Raw genomic sequence first — 22,776 nt, forward strand, 5'->3', positions numbered from 1 at the left:
TTGCTCGCACCTTAAGTAGCGGAAAGAAATTGCAGGCGGTACACGCCGGCGAAATTCGGATTGTCCGGCGCGGGACGCCAGCGCGTGTCTTGCCAGGACAGCAGTTTGCGCAGGGGGACGCTGCGCAAACCGTCATCCTTGGCGCGCGCCTGGTTGCCGCTGCCTGTATTGCTGCCGGTGTGGTAAGCCAGATAGCCATCCATCCACACCATTAAATGCTGGGCGTCGCCCTGGTCGTATAAAAACAGATCGGCTAATTGCGCGCGGCGCCAGTCGCGCCCGGCAAACACGGTGTTTTCCTGCACCAATTCGAGCGCTCCGACCCAGGACGATTGGCGGCCATCGGCTAAGCGCCATTGGTGGCGCAAAGCGGCCTGCTGCATGCTGAGCTGTGGATCGGGCGGCAGTTTTTCTTGCAGCAAACCATTGGCGCGGCGCCAGGCGGCGTCATGGCTGCGCAGGCTTTCCGCCACGGCAAAGCGCACCAGGCCGGCGCAATCGCGCTGCTGCCAGCGCGGATTGGCTTGCTTGAATTGGCTTTGGATGATTTTCGCCATCCACAAGCGCACAATGCGCGATTGGGTTTGATCCAATTGCATGCCCGGCGGCAGCGCTGCGCTGCGCTGCGAAGGCAGATGGCGCGGGATCAGCGCATGCGCCGGACTGAGCGCGCCGGCGATCAAGCCGGCTGCCAGCAGGCGGCGCCGGCGCATCAAAAAACTGGCTGGCATGCTCACTCCCGGCCCTTGCTGACCGCGTGCCACTCGACCGGCAACCAGGCTTTTTCATCCTTGCCCGGCAGGCGTGAGAGTTGCAAACGCCAGGATGGATATTTTTTCAAGGCGTCCAGCTTGGGCCATAAATGGGTTTTGGCCTGCATCAAAAACAATTCCTCGCCCGGGGTGTCGAGCACTTGCAGGGTTTCATTGCGCATCATCTGCGCCAGCTTGGGCGAAGACAGCCAGACCAGGGTTTTGCTGTTTTTCGGCAGCACATCGCGCAGATTGGGATAACGTTTGGCCTGGGTTTGCAAGGCCAATTGCACCAATTTCACATCGGGTGAAAAGGCAATGAAATCGCCCTGTTGCGCCAATGCGGGTTGATACACGGTTTCTTCGCCTTCTGTGTTTTTCTTGTCTTTGCCTTTGGCTTTGGCCTGGGCCGCCATGCCGAATGGGGCGCTGACTTCATGCTGCCACAGATGGCCGCCGTCTTTGGTTTTATCGCCTTGCGCTTGTTGCGCGCCGCGTATCATCCAGCGGAATAATTGTTCCAAAAACAAGGGATCGGGTTTGCTGCCGGGCTTGGTGTGGGCCAGGATCAGCGGGGTATGCAAATTCGATTGCGCATACCAGCAAATCGCCGCCGGGCCATCGAATTGTTTCAGCAAGGCCGCCACTTTTTCCGAGGGCAAGGGGCCAAGCACGCGGTTGCCCATCTGCCAATCCACCGGCAGCAAGGCGCAGGCCGCCGGGTCCATCGGCGCGGCTTGCCATAACACGGCGTCGTTCAGGGATTCCGGCGGCAATTGTTTGCCATCCAACAAGACCGCGCTGCTCCATTTGCCCTGGCGGTCAAATTCAAAGCGCAAGGCTTGCATGCCGGCAAAGAAATGCTGGTAGCCAAAAGACATGAAGTTGGCGTCCATAATCAAAACGTGCCGCGCCGCCTTCTCATTCTTGGCGCCGGCCTTGTATTGAAAATAGTCGGCGTAGCGTTGCTGCCCCGCCGCATCTTTGCCCAGCAATTGCTTGAGCAGGGTTTCGCCATCTTCGCGCAAGCCTTGTTCCTCATCAAACAGCAGCTCCGGACTGGACGCCAGCAGGATGCGCTCGCCATGGCTGGCCACAACAAAGGTGCGTTGATTGCTGATATTCAGCGCCAGCAGCTCCACTTCATCGCCATCAATACTGATCTGTCCCAGGCTGCTTAACTGCGTATCGGAAGCGGCGATTTTGGCGGCTTGTTCTATCGCTTTGGACAAGGTATTGCGTTTCACCACCGCCAGATAATGGCGCAGCGCGCCGCGCTGATCGCGCCACAAGGCGACTTCCGCCGCTTCATTCAACGCCGCTTCGAGCAAGCGGTCTTCCCATTTCATATTGTGCTCGTAGGCGATGCGGCGGATTGCGCCGGACATGCTCAAGCGCTCGTCATGCGTTTCGTAGTAATTCACCAGATCTTCAGTCAGCACATCGCGCGCCAAGGGGACTTTGAGCAAATCGCGCGGCAGCTGCGCCAGGCTGTCGGTTTTGATCCAGGCGTCGGGCTGGGATAAATTGATCTCCAGCGCGCCGACTTTGCCGCCAAACGGCAGGCGCGCCTTGGCCAGCCAGACCAGACCGAACACTGCCAAGATGACCAGCCCGCCAGCGAAGAGTTTTTTCTTGTTCATGGTTGCATGGGAAGAAAGACATGGGCAAAGGGAAATCCTTTGCATGCATTATTTTTGCATGTCCGGAAGGCGCACCTGAAGGCGGAGATGAAATTTTGTGTAAGGCTTGCAACAGGGTGGATGCGGCTGGCATGATGCAGCGCCGTCCTGATCTGCGGCCAACAATTGGCCGGCAGGATGCATGGCGCTGCGCATGTCTTGTGCTGGCCGGGTGCGGCTTGCGTCAGTGGTGATGTTTTGAGAAGATCGGGCGCATGCGCGCTGGACATTCGGCCAGGCGCTCATCTGCAGCAGTCTGCAATGCGGGGGACTGTTCTCCATCTCTGCGCCAGGCGTCGGGTGCAATTGCGCTGGCGCAGAATCGGGCGTTGCGCTTTATGCGCCGAAACGCGCACCCAGCGCAGGCAGTGTGGGTTTCAATTCAAAATTGATTTCCGCCTCGGAGCGCGCCAGCATGGCAAACGAATCTTTATGGTAATGCCCCAGGGTCATATAAATAAATCCAAAGCGGTAATCCACGATCAGCCGGCATTCAACATGCATTCCATCGCCGCAGGTGTATTCAAGAAACTGGCCGTTAGTGCCGCTTCCTTTCTGCTTTTGATTATTGGGCAAACCGCCAAAGGCAATCGCCATTCCGCCAATTGCCGGCGCGCTCAAGCCGCTGGTGCTGACGCCGCCATCATCTTTAAATGGCAGATAGCCATTTTCATTTTGGTGAAAGGAGCGCACTGAGCAAGTCGATTGCCCCAGCGCATAACTGGGCGCGAGCGCGGAAGGCAGCTTCATTGCCTTGCGCAGATTGCGCAGCAGCGCATAGGTCTCCGGCTTATCTTCCAGACAATCGTCATGAAAAATCGGCACCGCCCGTTCCGCATGGGAAACATCCTGAAACTGCAGCTTGCCCATGAAATGAGCGGCGCCACAGGCATTGAAAAATTTTCGATTCGCGACGGTGAATTTGCCGCCATCTGAACCGCTATCGACTTCGCTGACCGGATTGAAGGCCATGTTGTGATCTCCTGTGCAAAGAGTGTGGAATTTCCAGCGCCTGCATTGCGCCGGCGGAAAGATGCAAGATGCGGCGGAAACATGGCAGCTGCGGGGGCGCGGCTTGCGTCCCTGCCGCTGCCATCAATCCGGCCTTCAGTATTGATTCAGATCAGTATTCAGCGCCAGGATCTGGTCATACAAATTCACCACATTCGGCGCTTTATGGGAATTGTGGTACAGATGGGAGCGCATTTCCAATGGGGCCCAGGCCGGGCCTGGGCCAACTTGACCGCCATCGGCCAATTGGGTATGTGCGTATTCCGCCGTCAAGGCTTGCACCGTGACATAGGAAGCTTGCGTATGCTGATTGCCATTGAGCAGGGATTTCACATAGCGCTCAACCAGCGTGGAACGGGCGCATTCAGAGGTCAGCAAAATAATCAGCGAGCGCGCGCCATGATTGCCGGCCAGTGCATTTTGACTCAGTGCTGTGCTGATGGCGGGTAAAGAGATCAAGCCGGGCCAAATGTGGTTATACGCAAAATTGATAAAATTGCCCCCAGCATCTGTCACATGGGTAACCTCAAAGTTGTCCCGGTTCATGCGAATGGAACCAAACACATTGCCATAGCTGCCATATTGCATATCCCAGACGTTATTGGCCGGGTTGGCGGTAATCCCTATGCCAGGCGGCGGCGCAGCTCCGGTGCGATGCCATGCGCGCATGGCGGCGATGATTGCATCGAATTCATTGACATCTTCACTGATCATGACATCCTCAATTTGAAATAAAAGACACTGGGCAGATTGATGCAATCTGCAAATTGACAGGCGAAGCAGACAAGCTTGGTTTTGCTGCGGCGGCTTGCCGCAATGAAGATCGTATGTACATCAATTTTTCAATTCACATCATGCAAACGATCTGATTCACAAGCACTTGATGATAACATCAATCATCTTATGTCAGAAAATAATGCACTCTTGATACATACCGCAAGCGGATTTTTTACCTCCCCGCTGCGCCTCGCCAGCATGGCAGTTGCAGCGCTGATGCGGCGGAGGGCAGCGCTGTTCATGAGCCGATGAAATTGCCGCGCATTTCTCGCGGGGGGCGCGGAAAAATTCTGTTTGGCGCAGTTTTACACTGCATTTTCTGTAGGTTGTGGCTCTTTACGCTTCATTAGCGGCTAACCGCCCCCCCTGGCATATGACCGCGCGCACTTATCAGCCAGCACCCCGCTCGCCGGCCCTGGCGCGCAACAACCAATCATCCGGGGCCACAAACACCCTGGCGCATTCGCGCCACACGCCATCCGCGCCGGGCTGCATGGCGGCCATTAATTGCGGCATAGCCTGCTGGGCAAATTGCTGCGCCAACTCTCCCGCCCAGGCGTGGCAAGGGCGGGCTTGATCTGCATGCTGCGGCGCCAGCCAGGCCGGGGCCAGCCAGCGCAGGCGCGGCAAGAGTCGCCAATGCGGCGCGCCCAGGCTGGCGTCCAGCATAGCCCAATCGGATAAGCGGCACCACCAGCCACGGCAATGTGCGGGCGACAAACCTGTGCTTTGACACAGCGCAGTCAGCTCCTGGCGCCCTGAAAAATCTTCCACATCCGCCACGCGCCAGGGGTAAAACAGCCAGCCTTTGACATACGCTTGCGCGGCTTGCAAGGGCAAGGCCAATTGCGCGGCCCCAAGCTGACCCAGGCCGAGTTGGCGCTGCAAAATTTTGCGCATCTTGGCCCCCAGGCTGTCGGCCAGATTCGGCCCCAGGAAATAATCGGGCGCGGCGGCCCCGTTTTGCAAGGGCGCGTATAAATAAAACTTGGTCGCCAATTCCCAATGCAAGAGCGTGTCAGCGCTGGCGTACAGCAGAAAATCAAATTCCCCCACCGTGCGCCAACCGCCTTGCGGCAACTGGCTGCGCACCTGCACACCCTGGGCTTGCAATTGGCCGCTGGCGGCGAGATAAAAACCAAGCAGTTTTTCGGCCTGACGGCCCAGACGGGTTTGCTGCGGCAGGCTGGTTTGCAGGGCGTCCCAGGCTTGTTGCAAGAGCTGCGGCGCGCTGTGGCTGAGCAATGCCTGACGCCAGGCCGGCAAGGTGGCCGGCGCGGGGGCCTGCGAGGGCCAGCGCGCTAAGCGGCCTTGCCAGGCAGGCGCTGCGGCGTCCAGCAAATCCGGCGCGAATAAAAGCCAGGCCAGCGCTGGCCACGGCTCTTCCAACAGCAAAGCGGGGGAACTGAACCAGCGCTGATAAAAATCAGCCTGCCAGCTGCGAATCGCACAGGCAGGCGGCGCGCTCATGCCGGCTCCGGGCGCGCCATTTGCTGCGTGGCCAGGCACAGATCGGCCCAGGCCTTGGCTTTTTCAGTCGGGCTGCGCAAGAGATAAGCCGGGTGGTATGTGGCCACCAGCGGAATGCTGCCGCCCTGCCCGCTCAGCGTAAATTGGTGCACGCGCGCGCGCAAGCCGGAGACTGGGGTTTGCGCATCCAGTTGCAAGAGTGAAATCGCGGCGGTTTTGCCCAGCGCCAACATGACGCGCGGTTGCAGCAAGCTGATTTGCCTTTGCAAAAAAGGACGGCAGGCGGCGGCTTCAAATTCGGTCGGCGCACGATCATTGCCGCGCGCATCAGTGGGCCGGCATTTGACAATATTGGCGATATACACATTGCGCCCGCGCGCCAATTGCAATGCGGCCAGCATATTGTCGAGCAGTTTGCCGGATTTGCCGACAAAGGGTTCGCCCAGCGCATCCTCGGTGCGGCCCGGGCCTTCGCCCACCAGCAACCATTGCGCCTGGCGGTCGCCGACGCCGAACACGGCCTGGGTGCGCCCCTTGCCCAAGGGACAGGCGCGGCAGGTGCGCACGGCTTGTTCCAGTTGCAGCCAATCCATTTGCGCAATCGCCTGCGCACGCTGATCTGTTTCCGGCGCAGCGCTGGACGGGGCCGGCGCGCTGAGGGCCGGCGCGGCCGGTGTGGCCGGCGCGGCGGGGCCATCATCCCAGGCGCTGGCCTGGGCCGCTTGCGCGGGAGCGGCAAGCGCAGACGGCGCCGCAGATGGCACGGGGGCGGGCCGCGCGGCCGCTTCCGGCGGCGCAGCGGGTGTGCGCACAGCAGGCGCAGGAGCAGGGTTCAGGGCAGTCGCCGGGGCCGCCACCTGCGCCAGGCCGGCTTCAGTCGCCAGCGCTGGCGGCGGCGCTGTCTCAGGCTGCTGCGCGCGGCTGCGCAGGCGCCAGAATACCGGCACACCGATCTCACGCAAGATTGCGCTTTGTCCGCCACTGAAATCCTGCACCCCTGTCATGCCAGCCCCATTTCCTGTAACATCAATCAAAATTCAAGCGCAACACCAGCGCATCTTCGCGCCCCTGTTGCGCTGGATAATAGCCCTTGCGCAGGCCGATTTGCACAAACCCCATACGCTCATACAATGCGCGCGCGCGCTGATTGCCGGGGCGCACTTCGAGCAACATCGATTGCATGCCGCCAGCGCGCGCCATGCCGATGGCGCGCTGCAAGATGCACCGGGCCAGACCGCGTCTTTGCAAATCCGGGCGCACCGCGATATTCAATAAATGCACCTCGTCCACCACATCCATACAAATGCTGTAACCGGCCACGGCGCCATTTTCTTCGCACAGCAGCCAGGCGTGATAGCCATGCGCCAGCGAATCGCGGAAATTGGCGGCGCTCCAGGGATAGACGTAGGCCGCCTGTTCCAGCGCCGCCACTTCCGCCACATCCTGCGCCTGCATAATGCGCCAGGCGAAGCCGGCCGGCAGCGCGTCATTCATGTGCGCCTCCGCTGTGCGCTTTGGCGGCGCGCTCGGCGCTGGTTTGCGCGACTTTATTGCGTAAATACAAAGGTTGCGCATCGGCGGGGGCCACGCCCAGGCCGGCTTGCAATTGGCGCAATCCGAGTTGCGCGATTTGCTGCGCATGTGGCCGCTGCACCGCGCTTACGCGCTGGCAGGCGGCCAGTTGCGGCAAGTCCTGCGCCGGATTGCCGCAGTAATACAGAGCGGCGGCGGGTTGCGGCATGACTTGCACCGGGTCGCTCAAGGCCGGCGCCGCCACTTCCAGCCAGTCTTGCCCCTGGCGGCGGTATTGCGCCCAATACACTTGCTCCATGCGGGCGTCCAGCAAGCACAGGAGATCTGCATGCGGGGGCGCATCAAGCGCGCTCCAGGCGGCTTGCGCCAGGGCTTGCAGGGTAACCACCGGCAACAGCGGCAGCTTATGGGCAAACCCCATGCCTTGCGCCAGCGCGCAGGCGCTGCGCACTCCGGTGAATGAACCGGGGCCGGCGCCAAAAGCGATGCCGCTTAAGCTGGCAAAGTCCAGGCCGGCTTCGCGCATCACTTCTTGCACCATCGGCAAGATGGTGAGGGAATGGTTTTGCACGCCTTCGCTGGCGCGCATCAGGCAGCCGTGGGGCGTGAGTAAGGCGACTGAGGCGGTCTCAGTCGAGGTTTCGAGGGCTAAAATAGTGTGCATGGCGTTATTTTACCTTGCCCCGGGGCGAGGCCGCCACGCGCTTGCTGTGGCATGGCGCGAGCCGCGTTAGAATGCCCTGGATTTTTTGCAAAATTTGATCACGATCATGCCGGCATATACGCTTAATTCTGATACCCGGCGCCAGTTGGCGCAAACCCTGCAGCCCACGCGCTGGCTGGTGTGCGCCCTGTGCGCTGAATGGTGCTTGACCTGTAAAGCCTATGCCGCGCCGTTCGCCGCGCTGGCGCAGCGCTTTCCAGAGGTTGATTTCATCTGGGCCGATATTGAGGATGAGTCCGATTTTTTGCAAGATCCTGAAATTGACAACTTCCCCACCCTGTTGATTCAGCGCGGCGCACAGACGCTGTTTTTCGGCGTCACCCTGCCGGAAAGCGCAATCGCCGCGCGTTTGCTGGAAAATCTGCAGGCCATGAGTGAAGAGGAGCGCGCCGCGCAGGCGCTGCCCGATGCGCTGAATATATTTCAATTGCTGCAAGAATCAGAAGCAAAAAGCTGACAAGTCCGCACGCCGGCTGCGCCAAACCCACAAGCAGGGGCAGGAAGCGGCGCAACGGACTTTTGCCGGGAGCCGATTCCGGGCACAATAGACGCGCCAGCAGCAAAGCAAGGGAGAGCAAAGTGTCGAACCACGCGCCGGACCACCCAGCATTGCGTGTTTCAGCCGTCACTGCGCCACGCAGCCGCACCGGCCAGCATGGTGCTTTCGCCTATTTGTATTTACTGTATCTGTTTGCGGTTTTACTCACGCTCGGGGTCTGGCTCGGCGTCTGGCTGCAATTGCGCAACGAAACCGCGAATGCGGATGAGGATGGGCGGCTGCAAGCACAACTGGCGGTGCGCGATTTCGCCGCATATTGCAAGCTGCAATTGCAAAACGCCGACCATGCCGCCGCATTGTTTCAGGCGCTGCAAGGCGCGCAGGAACAGGCGCTCAGGCTGGATGGCTTCTGGCTCAACCGCGATCCCTTGCACACTGTCTTGAATTTTGAGCAGGCGCATTTGCGCCTCTACCATGCGCGCGGCCATTTGCTGCAACAATTCCCGGCGCAGACCGTGGAAAGCGCCCTCCCCCCTCAGTTGTTGAAAGCCTTTGCCGAGAAGCAGGCGCAGCAGCGCATCGGGCCGCGCCGCAGCGATGGCGCGCATTGGCAAATTCATTTCCTGCGCCGTTTGCAAAATGCCTCCGGGGTCTTCTCCGGCGTATTGCAAATCGGCGTCGATCCCTTTGATCTGCTCGATGAATACGCGCCGCAAGCGCCGGCGGTCAGCCTGATGCTGCGCAATATGGACAGCGGCGCGATTATCACCCGCCATCCGCAACAAACCCTGATCGAAACCGATTGGACTTTGCAAGCCCGGCCTGAAGGCGGCGCGCGCCTGCTGCGCAAAGGCGAAAACCCGGCTGCGGCCCCCACCGCCTATTTCGCGGTGCAGGATTTGCCCGGCTTCGGGGTGCAGGCGATCGCCGCGCTGCCGCGCAATTTCACGCAGCGCTACCAGCAAGCGCGCCGCCTGTATCTGGCTTTCGCCGCCTTTTTCACACTCTTGATCGGCGGCGCGGTGGCGCGCTTGCATTGGCAAACCCGGCGCATTCAGGCCAGCGAACGCGCAGCGCTGGAGGCGCAAAGCGTGCTCAGTGCGGCGGCGGAAGGTTCGCTGGATGCCTTTTACATCTTGCAGGCGGTGCGCAACGGGGCTGGCGAGGTGATCGACTTCACCATCGAGCATGTGAATCAGCGCGGGGCGCATTTGCTGGGAATGCCGGTGCAGGCGCTCAAAGGCGAGCGCTTGTGCGCGCTGCTGCCTGGCTTTAAAAAACTGGGCTATTTTGCCCAATATGTGCAGGTGCTGGAAAGCGGACAGACGCTGGAACAGGAATTTGAATTGCGCATCAAGCAAGTCAAGGCGCGCTGGCTGCATCATCAAATCGTCACCACCGGCAATGGGGTGGCGATCACAGTGCGCGACATCAGCCAGCGCAAAGAAGCAGAACAGGAGTTGCGCAACAACCGCAATTTTCTGCGCTCGCTGGTGGACAATCTGCCGGTGCTGGTGGCGGTGGCGCAAGTGCATGCCGGCGCGCAACGCTGCAGCCTGGGCAAATTGCTGGTATGGAATAAATATGCCGAGCAAATCAGCCGCGTCAGCGCGCAAGAAATGCTGGGCCAGGATCTGTCTTCAGAGCAAGCGCAACTCAATCCGGCGATAACGCGCATCATTGACCGTTTGAATGCCCTGTTGCAAGCCGGCGTTGCGGCGGAATTGACCCTGGAAGAGGAAATTCTGCACAGCGATGGCCGCATCAGCTATTTGCATTTGCTGGCCCTGTTTATTGATGACGAGCAGGGCAAACCTGAGTATTTGATGTGCATTGGCGAAGACATCAGCCTGCGCCGCCGCCATGAGCACGCATTGCGCGCCAGCCAGGCCGAATTGGCGGCAGTAAACGACGCCTCGCCGCTGGGGCTGGTGCGCGCCGATGCAAACGCCAGCTGCACCTATGTGAATAAAACATTTGAATTGATTTCCGGCCTCACGCGCGAGCAGGCGCTGGGCAATGGCTGGCTGCAGGCGGTGCATACGGATGACCGGCCGATGATAGAAAAAGCCTTGCAAAGCCTGCGCCACAATCAGGAATGGCGTCAGGGCGTCTTCCGCTTTGTGCATCAGGATGGGCGGCTGGTGTGGGCTTCTGTGAAAATCGCCGCCATCGTACTGGATGCGCGGATTGCCGGCTATGTCGGCAGCGTTGACGACATCACGCAAAGGCGTGAAGCGGAAATCGCCCTGATCGAAAGCGAAGCGCGTTTGCGCACCATCACCAACACCATGCCGGCCATGCTGGCTTACGTTGATGCGCAGGAGCATTACCGCTTCTGGAATCTGGCGTATGAGCGCGAAATCGGCATCGATATGCACAATTGCGAAGGCAAGCCGGTGCTTGAGGTGGTAGGCCCCAAGCGTTACGCGATTGTGTCGCCATATATCAAGCGCGCGCTGGCCGGCGAGACGGTGCAATATGAGGACGATGTCAGCACGCACGGCAAATTCCGCATGCTGGAATGCACCTATATTCCACAGCTGGCGCAAGATGGCAAAACGGTGTTGGGTTTTCATGTGATGCGGCATGACATCACGGCCAAAAAACTGGAAGAAATGCGTTTATTGCAATTAGCGCAACTGGATGTGCTGACCGGCCTGTCCAACCGCGCAGGATTTATGCAAAAACTGCGCGACGCCATGGCCAAGTCGCGTCAAAGCGGCGCATTAATGGCCTTGATGTTTATGGATATCGATTATTTCAAAGCGGTGAATGACACCCATGGCCATCGCGCCGGCGATTTGCTGCTGGCTGCGTTTGCCGAAAGACTGCGCCACAGCCTGCGCGCCAGCGACAGCATTGCACGCCTGGGCGGCGATGAATTCACGGTCTTGATGGAAAGCCCGGTGCGGGTGGCGGATGCGCAAATGATTGCGGAAAAAATCGTGCAGGTGATGCGCCAGCCGTTTACTTTGGACAAACTCGAACTGAAAATCTCCACCAGTCTGGGCCTGGCCTGGTTCCATGGCGGCGAGCTGACTGCGGATGCCTTGCTCAATCAGGCCGATATGATGCTGTATCAGGCCAAACGCAATGGCCGCGACACCTGGCGCATGCATGAGGCGCCGCAAATGGATGTGGAGAGCGGACATTCATAAGGACGCTGTTTGCCCGGTTTGTACGGCATTGCGCTGCGGCTGGCTTATATTGAGTCCGGCGCAAAGCGCGGCAGGGCGACAGGCGCAAGCGCTTGTGCGCCCCCTGCGGGCGGGTGGGCTGCTTTCATTCAGCGCCGCCAGCCTGTAAAACGGCGCTGGCCTCAGCCGTGCACAATCCGCATCGAGTAATCCACCGCCCGCACATCCTTGGTCAAGCCGCCGATCGAAATACGATCCACCCCGGTTTCAGCGATCGCCCGCACCGTGTCCAGATTGACCCCTCCGGAAGCCTCCAGCAAGGCGCGCGACTGGTTCATTTTGACAGCGGCGCGCATCGTTTCCTGGTCAAAATTATCCAGCAATACCGAGGTGGCGCCCGCCTCCAGCGCTTCTTGCAGCTGGGCCAGATCTTCGACTTCGATTTGCACCGGCGCACCGGATTTCAACTGCTCCGCCGCCATCAAAGACGCCGCCACCCCGCCCGCAGCGGCGATATGGTTTTCTTTGATCAAAATGCCATCATACAAACCAAGCCGCTGGTTTTGCCCGCCGCCCACGCGCACCGCGTATTTTTGCGCCAGCCGCAAACCCGGCAGGGTTTTGCGGGTGTCCAGAATCGCCGCGCGCGTGCCCTTGATCGCTTCCACATAGCGCCGCGTGGCGGTGGCCACGCCGGATAAGAGTTGCAGGAAGTTCAATGCAGAGCGCTCAGCAGTCAGCAGGCAACGGGCCGGGCCGTCGATGGTGCAGACCACGCTGTCGGCTTGCATCCAATCGCCTTCGGCATAATTCCAATGCACCTCGCTCTTGGCCCCCAGGACGCGAAACACCCCTTCAAACCAGGGCGCGCCACACAATACCGCATCCTCGCGCACAATCACGCGCGCCTGCACCACCTTGCCCTGCGGCGCCAGCATGCCGGTTAAATCGCCCGTGCCGACATCTTCCTGCAGGGCTGCTTGCAAATTCGCCTCAAACGCGGCGGCCAAGGCCGGATCAAACGGCGCAAAACGGTTTTTCAAAGTGCTCATGCCGGCCCCACTCCTTTGAATAATGCAGCCTCGGCGGCCAGATCCGGCCCGGGCTTGACTTTGGCTTTATGCGCGGCAGCGAAGTCCAGCATGCGCGTGATGCTGTGCACCGCTTGCGCGCCGATGGCCGGATCGACTTCAATCCGGTTATTTTCATTTTCCAGCACGGCAGCCAGATTGCGCAAGCCGTTCATCGCCATCCAGGGACAGTGTGCGCAACTTTTACAAGTCGCGCTGTTGCCGGCGGTCGGCGCTTCGATAAACAATTTGCCCGGCGCGGCCTGGCGCATTTTGTGCAAAATGCCATTGTCGGTGGCGACAATGAATTCGCGCGCCTCCATGGTCTGCGCCGCCTTGATCATTTGCGATGTCGAGCCGACCACATCGGCTTGCGCCACCACCGCCGCCGGCGACTCCGGATGCACCAGAATTTTGGCCTGCGGATGCTCTTTCTTGAGCAAATCCAGCTCAATCCCCTTGAACTCATCATGCACTAAGCAGGAACCCTGCCACAGCAGCATATCGGCCCCGGTCTGCTTCTGGATGTAGGAACCCAGATGTTTATCCGGCGCCCACAGGATTTTTTTGCCCTGCGCGTGCAAGTGCGCGACGATTTCCAGACCGATGGAAGACGTCACCATCCAATCCGCGCGCGCTTTCACCGCCGCGCTGGTGTTGGCGTACACCACCACGGTGCGATCCGGGTGGGCGTCGCAAAAGGCGGTGAATTCATCCGCCGGACAGCCCAGATCGAGCGAACAGGTGGCGTCCAGATCCGGCATCAGCACGGTTTTGTCAGGACTTAAGATTTTTGCAGTTTCACCCATGAAACGCACCCCCGCCACCACCAGGGTCTTGGCCGGATGGTCGCGCCCGAAGCGCGCCATTTCAAGTGAATCCGAAACGCAGCCGCCGGTTTCCTCGGCCAGATCCTGCAAAGCCGGGTCAACATAGTAATGCGCCACCAGCACCGCCTGTTTTTCCTGCAACAGGCGGCGGATTTTCTGTTTCAATTCCTGCGCCTCTTGCGCGCTTGGCGTTTCGGGTGCGCGGGCCCAGGCGTTCGCCACGCAGCTGGCGCCGGTTTCGGCCTGCATCAGCGCCTTTTCATATTCAATGGTTTTAATTGCTGGCTCATTCATGGTTCTTGCTCGCTTGGCTCAGGTTTGCCGTAGAGGCGTTGCCATTGCATCATTTTTTGCATTTTTACACTATCGGCTGATGCTTCGGGCTACAATGCTGCGCGCCATCTGCATCGATGGCGCATGGCTGAGAGTTTACCCGATTCCTTCCGCTTTCCCATGTTCAAGATGCGCCGATGCGCAAGTAAGCTGAACCGGCTTGGCCGCAGCTGGAGTTCTGGAGACGGCAGGAAGCTGGCCGCGCGCGACGGTTTTCGCGCTTGCACTTGTTATTTGCGCCGCAAGCGTTCAAGATTGGATCATGGAAACGAATGCAATTTTTGATAAGAGCGACAAAGGGCGGGAAGAGATCGTCACCCGCCAGCATCGCCTTGCGCCGCGTTTGCGCAGTCTGCTGGTGTTGGTGGATGGACGCAAAAACGCCGCCGAAATTTTGCAGCAAGTGGCAGGGCTTGGTTTGAATCAAGCCAGTCTGGATGAATTATACGAAGCCGGCTTTATCGAGCCGGCAGCCGGCGCCAGCGCCCTGCCGCCACCCCTGCCCTCGCCCAGTCTCGCCCCGCAAGCCCAACACATCGCCCCCCCCGCGCCCAAACCGGAAAGCGCCGCGCCGGAAGGCTTGATCGGCGCCGAACAATTGCTGGCGCTGCAAAGTTTTCTCAGCACCACCATCAAAAACACACTGGGTTTGCGCGGCTTCACCTTGCAGCTCAAGGCTGAGCGCGCCGCCAGCCTGCAGGATTTCCGCGAATTGCGCAAAACCTATATCGACGCCATCACCAAGTCCAAGGGAAAGGAGATGGCGCAGGCGCTGGCGGATAAATTTGATGTGCTGCTGAAACAGGCTGCGGCTTCAATCCGCGTATAAAGCCTTCAGGGCGTACCCGATTGCGTCGCCTTGTACGCGCCGCAGCCGATAAAAATATCGTCCACCCGTTCGATATAGCTGGTTTTGATTTCCTGCGCCTTGGTCAGCGGATGCGGCCATTTATAATCGACCCAGCCGGCCCCTTGCGGGCTGTTGGCCAATTCAATAAATGCGCGGATGATCAATTTGCCATCCGCATCACGCATATCCAGCACATTTTTTCCCAACATCTTCGGATTATTGCCATGCACCAGCTGGATGCCGTCGCCTTTGAGATGGAAGGCGAACAGATATAAATCGCCTTTCACAAAAGCCCCTTGCGGATCATTAAAGCGCGCGAACGCTTTTTCCTTGCCATGTTCACGGTAATAGCTGATGGCGCGCTTGACCATGGCCTTCGCCTGCTCGGGTGTGCTGCGCACTGCTTGCGCACTGGCGTGAGGCAGCATGCAACTAAACAGCAAGGCGATGCAATACAAGCGCCATGCGGTAAAAGGGAATGACATAAACGCTCCGGCAGATTTGATGCGGAAAATATAGCAGAAGCAGAATGCCGCTTTGTCGTGCCGGGCATAATTTTTTTACTTTCCTTGTCTGAGCAAAGCGCTTGAAAGGGAGTAAATCCGATACACTGAATACCTCACATGACCGGCCAGCACCTGACGATGCGCTACATCCGACGCCTGCACCTTATCGCCAGTATCATGCTGCTTGCGCTATGCCTGCATACGCGGGCGGATGTTATTCGCACTCTGCGCTTTGAACTCTTGCAAATTGATGCGGCGCTGGCGACTGAAACGGTGACAGCGATTACCCAGGATCGCTACGGTTTTATCTGGCTGGGCTCAGAAAACGGATTGCGCCGTTACGACGGCTTTCAGATCAAACACTATAAAGCGCAAAAAAACACCCCCGGTCATTTGCAAAATCATTGGATCAATGTTTTGCAAGTCGATCATGACGGCGTATTGTGGGTCGGCACGCGCGGCGGCCTGCACCGCTACAATCCCAACAGCGACACTTTTACTCTGTTACAACCGCCAAATCCAGGCCTGCGCAGCAAAGGCCATTTGCAAATCAATGCGATTTTGCCGGAGTTTGGCAAAGGTTTGTGGCTGGGCACCGGCGATGGCTTGCAATATCTGGATATTTTGAGCGGCAATTTTCGCAGCTTCGCCCACCAGCCCGGGCAGTTGAACGGCCCCTCCGATAACCAGATCCACGCCCTGGCGTATGACCGCGAAGGCGGCATCTGGATCGGCAGCAATGCCGGCCTGGATCGCTACTTGCCGCAAATCAATCAATTTCAGCATTACAGCATGCTGCGCAACGCCCAGGACGACCCCAAACGCAATCAGGTGCATGCCCTGAGTTTGGACCAGAATAATGTCTTGTGGATAGGCGCAATTGGCGGTCTGGAAGCCTGGCAACTGAGAAATGGCGAGCCGCAGCGGCGCCGTTTTGGTCAGGCCGAAGGATTACCGGCAGGCTGGATCACTTCCCTGTTGCAAGACGCCCAGGGATCTATGTGGATAGGCAGTTTTGAAGGCTTATATCTGTGGGACAGCAAAGAAAAACACTTCCACCCATACCGCAATCTGCCAGACGATCCGCTCAGTCTGCCTGATAACCGCATCGCCAGCCTGTTTCAGGATCGCCAGGGGGTGTTATGGGTCAGCCCATGGTTCTCCGGAGTGGCGCGCAGCGATCTGGCCAGCGGCGGGTTTACCAGCCACAGTAAAAGCGCATTTCTGCCACAGGGCCTCAAAGACAATAATGTCACCGCAATCACTCGCGATATTGCGGGTGGAACCTGGTTAGGCGGAGGCGCAGGCCTGCATCAGATAAACGGTTCCGGCATATTCCGCCATCTGCCTTTGCCAGCCGGCAATGATGAAGACGCGGCGCGCAAAGTGAATGACATCAAATGCCAGCCCGGCCCCCTGTGCTGGATCGCCAGCGGCGATGGTTTGCTCAGCTTCAACCCCGCCACTATGCAATTTTCCAAACGCATGCGGCCAGGCGCCAATGAAGAGCAAAACTTCATCCGCAAAGTCTTGCCGCAAAACGATGGTCAGATCTGGCTGGGCACACGCGGCGGCTTGCTGCGTTACGATCCGCTTAAAGATAAAAAAGAACTTTTCACGCACCATCCGGGGCAAGCCGGCTCACTCTCTGACAATCTGGTGCGCGATTTATTGCGCGACAGCCAGGGCCGCCTGTGGGTCGGCACATTTGATGGTCTGAATCTGTTTTTACCGAATGAAAACCGGTTTATCCATTTCAAACATGAAGCCGCCGATCCCTTCAGTCTGGCCAATAATCACATCACGTTTTTGCTGGAAGACAAGCGTGGCCGCATCTGGGTCGGCAATGACGCCGGCGTGCAGCGTATGGAATTCAGCAGCAGCGGCAAGCCCTTGTTCCGCAAGCTCAGCCTCAACATGCCGCGCAAAGCCGCCTACGCCATGTTGGAAGACAAGGATGGCCATTTCTGGATCAGTCATGAGCATGGCGTGGCGCGCTTGAATCAGGTCAGTGACAATTACCAGAATTACACAGCGGCAGATGGATTGAGCCGGGGCAGCTTCAGCCTTGGCGCAGCGCTGGCGGGGCCGGACGGCGTGTTTTATTTTGGCAGTGAAAGCGGCGGCCTGACCGAATTTTTGCCCGGCATGATACGCAAAAACCCGCATCCGCCCCAGGTCGTGATCACAGCGGTGCATGTCAATCAACAGCTGCTGCAACAAGGCAATGAAAAAGCCGGCCTGCAGCTCAATGAAGCACCCTATCAAACGCGCCATCTGCGCCTGAGCAGCAACCATGTGCAGCTGGCGCTGGAATTTTCCGCCTTGCATTTCGCCAATCCCGCCGCCAACCGTTACACCTATATTCTGCAGGGATACGAGCGCGACTGGCGCAATACTGACGCAAAAAACCGGCGCGCCGAGTATGCCAATCTGCCCGCCGGCGAATACACCTTCATTGTGCGCGCGGCGAATAAAGACGGCTTATGGGAAGACAGCGGCGCCAGCATGCGCATCACCGTGCGTCCGCCGCTGTGGCGCAGCTGGTGGTTTTTGCTCAGTCTGGGCACATTGTGCATCCTGCTGGCGCTGGCGATCTACCGCCGGCGCATGAACAGCTTTGCACGCCAGCGCCGCGAGCTGGAGCAGCAGGTGGAAATCCGCACTGCGGAAGTGATTCAGCAAAAACAATTGGTGGAGCGGCAAAAGCGCGAAACCGAACTTAAAAATGATTTGCTGCACCAGCAAAAATATGAGCTGGAAAGAGAAAAAGAAAACGTCGAACTGGCGCATCACAATTTATCGGTGCTGAGTGAAATCGGGCGTGAAATCACCGCCACGCTGGATCGCAACGCCATCATGCAAAGCGCCTACACCCATATTCAAGGGCTGTTGGACGCCACCGCCTTCGCCATCTATCTGTTAGACCAGGACAAGGGCAGACTGGTGCTGCATTTCCAGGTCGCACCGCCCGGTTTGCAACTCGATGAGCAAATCGCCAGTGATGATTTGCTCTCCAGCGCAGCGCGCGCCTTGCGCGAGCAGCGCGAAATCACACTAGACTTGCAGGAATGCGAAGCCTGCGGGCAAATGCAATCGCAAATGTATGCTCCACTGTCCACCGGCAAGCAGCATTTGGGCGTGATGAGCATCCTCTCGCGCCTGCCGCACGCCTACAATGCGCGCGAGCAACTCATCTTCCGCACCTTGTGCGCCTATGTTGCGATTGCGCTGGAAAACGCCGGCGCCTTTGAAAAACTGGAAGATGCGCTGCAAACCCTGCGCACCACCCAATTGCAGATGGTGCAACAGGAAAAAATGGCTTCGCTCGGCACCCTGACCGCCGGGGTGGCGCATGAAATCAACAACCCGGCCAATTTCGCCCACGTCGGCGCGCAGGCTCTGGCGCTGGATCTGGAGCGCTTCCGCCATTTTCTGCTGGAGTTAGCCGGCGCAGATGCTGAGCAGGAAGTGTTGCAAAGCCTGAATCAGCGCATTGATCAACTTTCCAAGCAGATCGGCACCATTATCGAAGGCACCACCCGCATCAAAAATCTGGTGCTGGACTTGCGCACCTTTTCGCGGCTGGACCAGGCCAGCAAGAAGAGCGTGGCGATCGGCGACAGCCTGCTGTCCACCGTCAACCTGGTACGCACCGAATATGCGCAAAGCACGGAAATCCAATGCCGGCTTGAAGCCAATCCGGTGCTCGAATGCTTCCCGGCGGAACTCAATCAAGTGTTTATGAACCTGATTGTCAACGCCTGTCAGGCGATTCAAGCCAAACAACGCCGGCAACCGACGCCGGGACGCGGGCATTTACGCATCGCCAGCCGGATTGCCGGCGGCTGGCTGGAAATTGATTTTGAAGACGATGGTGAGGGAATTCCGCCACAAGTCATGGCGCATATCTTTGAACCTTTCTACACTACAAAGAACGTGGGCGAAGGCACCGGCCTGGGTTTATCGATCTCCTTTGGCATTATCGAAAAACATCAGGGCAATATTTCGGTGCGCTCGACCCCGGGGTCGGGCAGTTGCTTCACGCTACGCCTGCCATTGGCCGGTTCGGAATCTGGCGCAGTTACAAAAGGATAGAACAGCATGGCCTTATTTAAACGGGAAAAATTGCAGCAATTGCAAGAAATGCAGAGCAAAAGCGCCGATCTTCCGCTCATCCTGCTGGTGGATGACGAAGATGCGAATTTGCGCGTGATGCGCCAGATACTGGAACAGGATTATCAATTGATCTGCCACAACAGCGCCGCACAGGCGCTGCAATGGCTGCAAAACCAAGTCGATTTGCGCAATCTGGCGGTGATCATCAGCGATCAGCGCATGCCAGGCATGAGCGGGGTCGATTTTTTACAGCAAAGCATCGCCCTGGCCCCGGATGCCAACCGCATCATCGTCACCGGCTTTTCCGATATCGGCGCGATTATCGACTCCATCAACCGGGCCGAAATCTACCGCTACATTGTGAAGCCGTTTGACACCCAGGACTTTCAAATGACGGTCAAGCGCACCGTCGAAACCTGGCAGATGCGCTGCCAGCTCAAACGCTTTCAACAAGAGCTGGAGGAAAAGGTGGCGCTGCGCACGGCCGAGCTGGCGCAAAAAAATCTGGAATTGGAACGCACCAACCGCGCCTTGCAGGAAGCCAGCCTGACCGACCCGCTGACCGGATTGCGCAACCGCCGTTTCCTGCTGCAACAAATGGACGCTGACGCCGCCATCATCCTGCGCCGCCATGAGGAATGCATCAAACTGCAGCAAACGCCGCCGGCGGACGCCGATCTGGTGTTTTTCATGGTCGATCTGGATCACTTCAAACAGGTCAACGATGTGTATGGCCACGCCGCCGGCGACAGCGTGCTGGTGCAGATGCGCGAGCGCTTGCAGCAAGTGTTCCGCGAATCGGATTATCTGGTGCGCTGGGGCGGCGAGGAATTTCTGGTGGTGGCGCGCGCCACCCGGCGCAGCGACGCGGCGCAGCTGGCCGAACGCATGTGCGAAACCATCGCAAATCAGGATTTTCATTTACAAGACGGCTTGCGCATCCGCAAAACCTGCTCCGTCGGCTTTGCCTGCCTGCCCTTCCTGCTGCGCCACCCGCAACACTTCACCTGGGCCCAGGTGGCAGACCTGGCGGATCAGGCGCTGTATATGGCCAAACGGCGTGGCCGCAATACCTGGGTTGGCCTGTATGAAGACCGGGTGCGGCCTGAACCGGATTTATTTCAGCGACTGCAAGGCGACATCGAACACGCCATCGCCAGCGGCCTGCTGCAATCTGTACAACGTCAAACCACGCCTGCTCAGGAAGAAGGAGAGATGCAATGAGCCTGTTCGACGCCGCCCGCCTGCCCGTCACGCAATCCGATGCGAGCGCGCCTGTTGCCGCACGCCGCAGGATTTTGCTGATAGATGACGAAGACGCCAATTTGCGCGCCATGCAAAGCGTGTTGCAGGATGAATATGAGATTTTGTGCGCCCATGATGGCGCGCAGGCCTTGGCGCTGCTGCAGGAATTGCCGGCGCAACATCCGGTCGCGGTGATCATCAGCGACCAGCGCATGCCGCATTGCAGCGGGGTGGAAGTGCTGCGCCAGAGCCAGCGCATCACGCCGCACACAATCCGCATCATCGTCTCCGGCTATTCCGATCTGGACGCCATCATCGCCTCAATCAACCGCGCCGAAGTCTGGAAATTCATCAGCAAGCCGTTTGACGCACGCCAATTGCAAGACACCGTGCGGCAAGCGATCAGCCTGTTTGAACAAAGCTTGCAGCAGATCAGCCATTACCAGGATTTGCAATCGCAAATTCAGGCCCAGGGCGAAGAATTGACGCGCAAGCAGGAAGAATTGGAGCAGGCCCGGCAGCGCCTGGCTGAACTCGATATCAGCGACGCCCTGACCGGCTTGCGCAACCGCCGTTTTTTACAGCAGCGCATAGAGGCAGACCTGTCTGTCACGCTGCGCCGGCATGAGGAATGGCTGCGGCGCGGCAAGCCGGGCCGCCTGCTGGACGTGGATCTGGTGTTTTTCCATCTGCGCCTGGAGGGCATGCAAAACCTGGTGCAGCAATACGGCGCGGCAGCCGGCGATGCGGTCTTGCAGCAAATGCGCCAGCGCCTGCAACAAGTGTTTCGCGAATCGGATTACCTGATGCGCTGGGACGATACCGAATTCCTCTGCCTGGCGCGCGCCACCAACCGCAGCGACGCCGGGGTGCTGGCTGAACGCATCCGGCATGCCGTCAGCAGCCAGCGCTTTGCCCTGCAGCAGGGGCAAAGTGTGAGCATGAGCAGCGCAATCGGCTTCGCCGCCTGGCCGTTTATTGAAGACCTGCCGCGCGCGCTCAGCTGGGAACAAACCGTACAGCTGGCGCAACAAGCCGGCGCGCTGGCGCTGGCGCATGGTGAAAATGCCTGGGCCGGTTTATATGCGCTTGAAAACGCCGGCGATGCGGCGATCCTCCAGGCGCTGCACGAAGCAAGCGCGCTGGCGCATTGCGGACAACTGCAGCTGGTGTACAGCATCGCCGCATCGGAACGCTGATACTGGAAATCAGGCCCTGCTTACAGGGTGACATACTTCAATTACCTTATATTTCCCCTCGGCAACATAATCACTTTTTTACACTGTGCTGCACTGTCCCAACCGTGCAGCACGCCGTAACAAAAATTGCACCGCAACCCGAACCAAAGCAGTTGAAATAAAATAGATATTTAAAAATATATTTGTCCAAAAAAATCTTAACTTTCTCATTCTTTTCGCGCAAATCTAAAAGCGGGAATTCTTTCATTTCAAAATAAAACATGCATATATCTTTTAAAAAGATATATGCAATTACACAAAGTAAACATTTTGTTTCTAATTTTTCCAGCGTGAAACATATTGACAGAACACGCCAACAGGAATATAAAGTCATCGGTTGTTTTTATTGATATCCAATAAAAACAGCGGCAGTCAAAGCAGCACAAAATAAATGGAGATAGTTGTTCGCAGATTCAGGCATATAAACTCCGCCTGGATTCCCCCTGCACGCAACAAACAGCCAGCCGAACCCGGATCAACAGGAAAAGACCTTGCCGCCCTGCGCATGCAAGCCGGCTCAGGTCATGCCTGCTATGTTCAGCCAGCCCAGATACTAGACACAAGCTTATGATAACAATAGAAAATCGCCCATCCTTTACCGCAGTCCCTGGCGACTGCGCATTACGGATACCAGACTGCGCGCCATATGCCGGCAGCAGGCATATTCACGCGATACGTTTCAGCCAAACTTTATAAGCGGCTTAAGCGAAAAGCTGAATTTCCATTCTGTTAATTGCAGCGTCCAATCAGCGAATTCCGGTGCTTTTCCTCAAATCTCCTTCATTTATTTGAATGAGATCTGATTTCCCGTATTCAGTTTGATTCAGACCATTGCATTAGATATCTGCGCCTTTTTAAAAGTGCCGCAGTGGCGTAACTCGTCCAAACAAAGTAACGCCATTTATTTTTTGCGCAATTGAATGGCGGCATTCTCCGCACAGTTAAACCAGGTGTATTCCAGGCTGGAATGCTTTGAATCCTTTTTGTCAGATAAAAC

Annotated in this window: 17 protein-coding genes; 6 read left to right on the forward strand and 11 right to left on the reverse strand. The window is 58.1% G+C overall.

Going from position 1 to position 22,776, the window contains the following annotated elements; all coding sequences use genetic code 11:
* Positions 1-11: 11 nt before the first annotated feature.
* The 8 genes from V8J88_RS12215 to tsaB all read right to left on the reverse strand — a co-directional run bounded on the left by V8J88_RS12215 (position 12) and on the right by tsaB (position 7,889).
* On the reverse strand, positions 12-731 hold the full coding sequence (locus V8J88_RS12215; protein ID WP_338849815.1) for a DUF1175 family protein: 720 nt from the start codon (positions 729-731) through the stop codon (positions 12-14).
* Positions 732-733: 2 nt separating this feature from the next.
* Positions 734-2,395: a DUF2138 family protein gene (locus V8J88_RS12220; protein ID WP_338849816.1), complete on the reverse strand. Its 1,662-nt coding sequence runs from the start codon at positions 2,393-2,395 to the stop codon at positions 734-736.
* A 375-nt stretch (positions 2,396-2,770) separates the two neighbouring features.
* Positions 2,771-3,406, reverse strand: coding sequence for a hypothetical protein (locus V8J88_RS12225; protein ID WP_338849817.1), 636 nt, complete (start codon positions 3,404-3,406; stop codon positions 2,771-2,773).
* A gap of 135 nt (positions 3,407-3,541) precedes the next feature.
* Positions 3,542-4,159: a hypothetical protein gene (locus V8J88_RS12230; RefSeq protein WP_338849818.1), complete on the reverse strand. Its 618-nt coding sequence runs from the start codon at positions 4,157-4,159 to the stop codon at positions 3,542-3,544.
* A gap of 453 nt (positions 4,160-4,612) precedes the next feature.
* The gene (locus V8J88_RS12235) at positions 4,613-5,692 is read right to left on the reverse strand and encodes a DUF1853 family protein (protein WP_338849820.1); all 1,080 of its coding nucleotides are present in this window, start codon (positions 5,690-5,692) and stop codon (positions 4,613-4,615) included.
* The gene (locus V8J88_RS12240; RefSeq protein ID WP_338849821.1) at positions 5,689-6,696 is read right to left on the reverse strand and encodes a uracil-DNA glycosylase; all 1,008 of its coding nucleotides are present in this window, start codon (positions 6,694-6,696) and stop codon (positions 5,689-5,691) included. The genes V8J88_RS12235 and V8J88_RS12240 overlap by 4 nt, the downstream gene beginning before the upstream one ends.
* Positions 6,697-6,718: 22 nt before the next feature.
* The gene (gene rimI / locus V8J88_RS12245; RefSeq protein WP_338849823.1) at positions 6,719-7,186 is read right to left on the reverse strand and encodes a ribosomal protein S18-alanine N-acetyltransferase; all 468 of its coding nucleotides are present in this window, start codon (positions 7,184-7,186) and stop codon (positions 6,719-6,721) included.
* Positions 7,179-7,889 carry a tRNA (adenosine(37)-N6)-threonylcarbamoyltransferase complex dimerization subunit type 1 TsaB gene (gene tsaB, locus V8J88_RS12250; protein WP_338849824.1) on the reverse strand — a complete coding sequence of 237 codons (711 nt, stop codon included), beginning with the start codon at positions 7,887-7,889 and terminating at the stop codon, positions 7,179-7,181. The genes rimI and tsaB overlap by 8 nt, the downstream gene beginning before the upstream one ends.
* A gap of 106 nt (positions 7,890-7,995) precedes the next feature.
* On the opposite strand from tsaB, the gene V8J88_RS12255 reads away from it, so the two are divergent.
* Positions 7,996-8,406, forward strand: coding sequence for a thioredoxin domain-containing protein (locus V8J88_RS12255; protein WP_338844415.1), 411 nt, complete (start codon positions 7,996-7,998; stop codon positions 8,404-8,406).
* Between the two features lie 122 nt (positions 8,407-8,528).
* Entirely contained in the window at positions 8,529-11,609 is a 3,081-nt protein-coding gene (locus V8J88_RS12260) for a PAS domain S-box protein (RefSeq protein ID WP_338844416.1), read from the forward strand.
* Between the two features lie 161 nt (positions 11,610-11,770).
* Here V8J88_RS12260 and nadC read toward each other — a convergent pair whose 3' ends face one another.
* Positions 11,771-12,640, reverse strand: a complete 870-nt coding sequence (gene nadC, locus V8J88_RS12265) for a carboxylating nicotinate-nucleotide diphosphorylase (RefSeq protein ID WP_338844417.1) — start codon at positions 12,638-12,640, stop codon at positions 11,771-11,773.
* Complete coding sequence (nadA, locus tag V8J88_RS12270) at positions 12,637-13,782, reverse strand: quinolinate synthase NadA (protein ID WP_338844418.1); 1,146 nt, start codon at positions 13,780-13,782, stop codon at positions 12,637-12,639. The genes nadC and nadA overlap by 4 nt, the downstream gene beginning before the upstream one ends.
* Before the next feature lie 301 nt (positions 13,783-14,083).
* On the opposite strand from nadA, the gene V8J88_RS12275 reads away from it, so the two are divergent.
* The gene (locus tag V8J88_RS12275) at positions 14,084-14,650 is read left to right on the forward strand and encodes a hypothetical protein (RefSeq protein WP_338844419.1); all 567 of its coding nucleotides are present in this window, start codon (positions 14,084-14,086) and stop codon (positions 14,648-14,650) included.
* Between the two features lie 5 nt (positions 14,651-14,655).
* Here V8J88_RS12275 and V8J88_RS12280 read toward each other — a convergent pair whose 3' ends face one another.
* Positions 14,656-15,156, reverse strand: a complete 501-nt coding sequence (locus V8J88_RS12280) for a cache domain-containing protein (protein WP_338844420.1) — start codon at positions 15,154-15,156, stop codon at positions 14,656-14,658.
* Positions 15,157-15,294: 138 nt separating this feature from the next.
* Here V8J88_RS12280 and V8J88_RS12285 point away from each other — a divergent pair, with 138 nt between their 5' ends.
* Genes V8J88_RS12285 through V8J88_RS12295 form a run of 3 tightly spaced genes read left to right on the forward strand, consistent with a single transcriptional unit; the run spans position 15,295 to position 21,740 of the window.
* Entirely contained in the window at positions 15,295-19,275 is a 3,981-nt protein-coding gene (locus V8J88_RS12285; protein ID WP_338844421.1) for a two-component regulator propeller domain-containing protein, read from the forward strand.
* A 6-nt stretch (positions 19,276-19,281) separates the two neighbouring features.
* Complete coding sequence (locus tag V8J88_RS12290) at positions 19,282-20,520, forward strand: diguanylate cyclase (RefSeq protein ID WP_338844422.1); 1,239 nt, start codon at positions 19,282-19,284, stop codon at positions 20,518-20,520.
* Complete coding sequence (locus tag V8J88_RS12295) at positions 20,517-21,740, forward strand: diguanylate cyclase (protein WP_338844423.1); 1,224 nt, start codon at positions 20,517-20,519, stop codon at positions 21,738-21,740. Before V8J88_RS12290 ends, V8J88_RS12295 begins: the two co-directional genes overlap by 4 nt.
* The last annotated feature ends 1,036 nt before the right edge of the window (positions 21,741-22,776 follow it).

It is taken from the genome of Massilia sp. W12, assembly GCF_037300705.1.
In the GTDB taxonomy this organism is placed as follows: domain Bacteria; phylum Pseudomonadota; class Gammaproteobacteria; order Burkholderiales; family Burkholderiaceae_D; genus JACPVY01.

What these genes read in the sequence shown, in the direction of transcription:
- V8J88_RS12235 (WP_338849820.1), bottom strand. Translation starts at nt 5,692, where the DNA reads ATGAGCGCGCCGCCTGCCTGTGCGATTCGCAGCTGGCAGGCTGATTTT.
- nadA (WP_338844418.1), bottom strand. Translation starts at nt 13,782, where the DNA reads ATGAATGAGCCAGCAATTAAAACCATTGAATATGAAAAGGCGCTGATG.
- V8J88_RS12225 (WP_338849817.1), bottom strand. Translation starts at nt 3,406, where the DNA reads ATGGCCTTCAATCCGGTCAGCGAAGTCGATAGCGGTTCAGATGGCGGC.
- V8J88_RS12220 (WP_338849816.1), bottom strand. Translation starts at nt 2,395, where the DNA reads ATGAACAAGAAAAAACTCTTCGCTGGCGGGCTGGTCATCTTGGCAGTG.
- V8J88_RS12280 (WP_338844420.1), bottom strand. Translation starts at nt 15,156, where the DNA reads ATGTCATTCCCTTTTACCGCATGGCGCTTGTATTGCATCGCCTTGCTG.
- rimI (WP_338849823.1), bottom strand. Translation starts at nt 7,186, where the DNA reads ATGAATGACGCGCTGCCGGCCGGCTTCGCCTGGCGCATTATGCAGGCG.
- V8J88_RS12290 (WP_338844422.1), top strand. Translation starts at nt 19,282, where the DNA reads ATGGCCTTATTTAAACGGGAAAAATTGCAGCAATTGCAAGAAATGCAG.
- nadC (WP_338844417.1), bottom strand. Translation starts at nt 12,640, where the DNA reads ATGAGCACTTTGAAAAACCGTTTTGCGCCGTTTGATCCGGCCTTGGCC.
- V8J88_RS12215 (WP_338849815.1), bottom strand. Translation starts at nt 731, where the DNA reads ATGCCAGCCAGTTTTTTGATGCGCCGGCGCCGCCTGCTGGCAGCCGGC.
- V8J88_RS12240 (WP_338849821.1), bottom strand. Translation starts at nt 6,696, where the DNA reads ATGACAGGGGTGCAGGATTTCAGTGGCGGACAAAGCGCAATCTTGCGT.
- V8J88_RS12295 (WP_338844423.1), top strand. Translation starts at nt 20,517, where the DNA reads ATGAGCCTGTTCGACGCCGCCCGCCTGCCCGTCACGCAATCCGATGCG.
- V8J88_RS12255 (WP_338844415.1), top strand. Translation starts at nt 7,996, where the DNA reads ATGCCGGCATATACGCTTAATTCTGATACCCGGCGCCAGTTGGCGCAA.
- tsaB (WP_338849824.1), bottom strand. Translation starts at nt 7,889, where the DNA reads ATGCACACTATTTTAGCCCTCGAAACCTCGACTGAGACCGCCTCAGTC.
- V8J88_RS12275 (WP_338844419.1), top strand. Translation starts at nt 14,084, where the DNA reads ATGGAAACGAATGCAATTTTTGATAAGAGCGACAAAGGGCGGGAAGAG.
- V8J88_RS12230 (WP_338849818.1), bottom strand. Translation starts at nt 4,159, where the DNA reads ATGATCAGTGAAGATGTCAATGAATTCGATGCAATCATCGCCGCCATG.
- V8J88_RS12285 (WP_338844421.1), top strand. Translation starts at nt 15,295, where the DNA reads ATGACCGGCCAGCACCTGACGATGCGCTACATCCGACGCCTGCACCTT.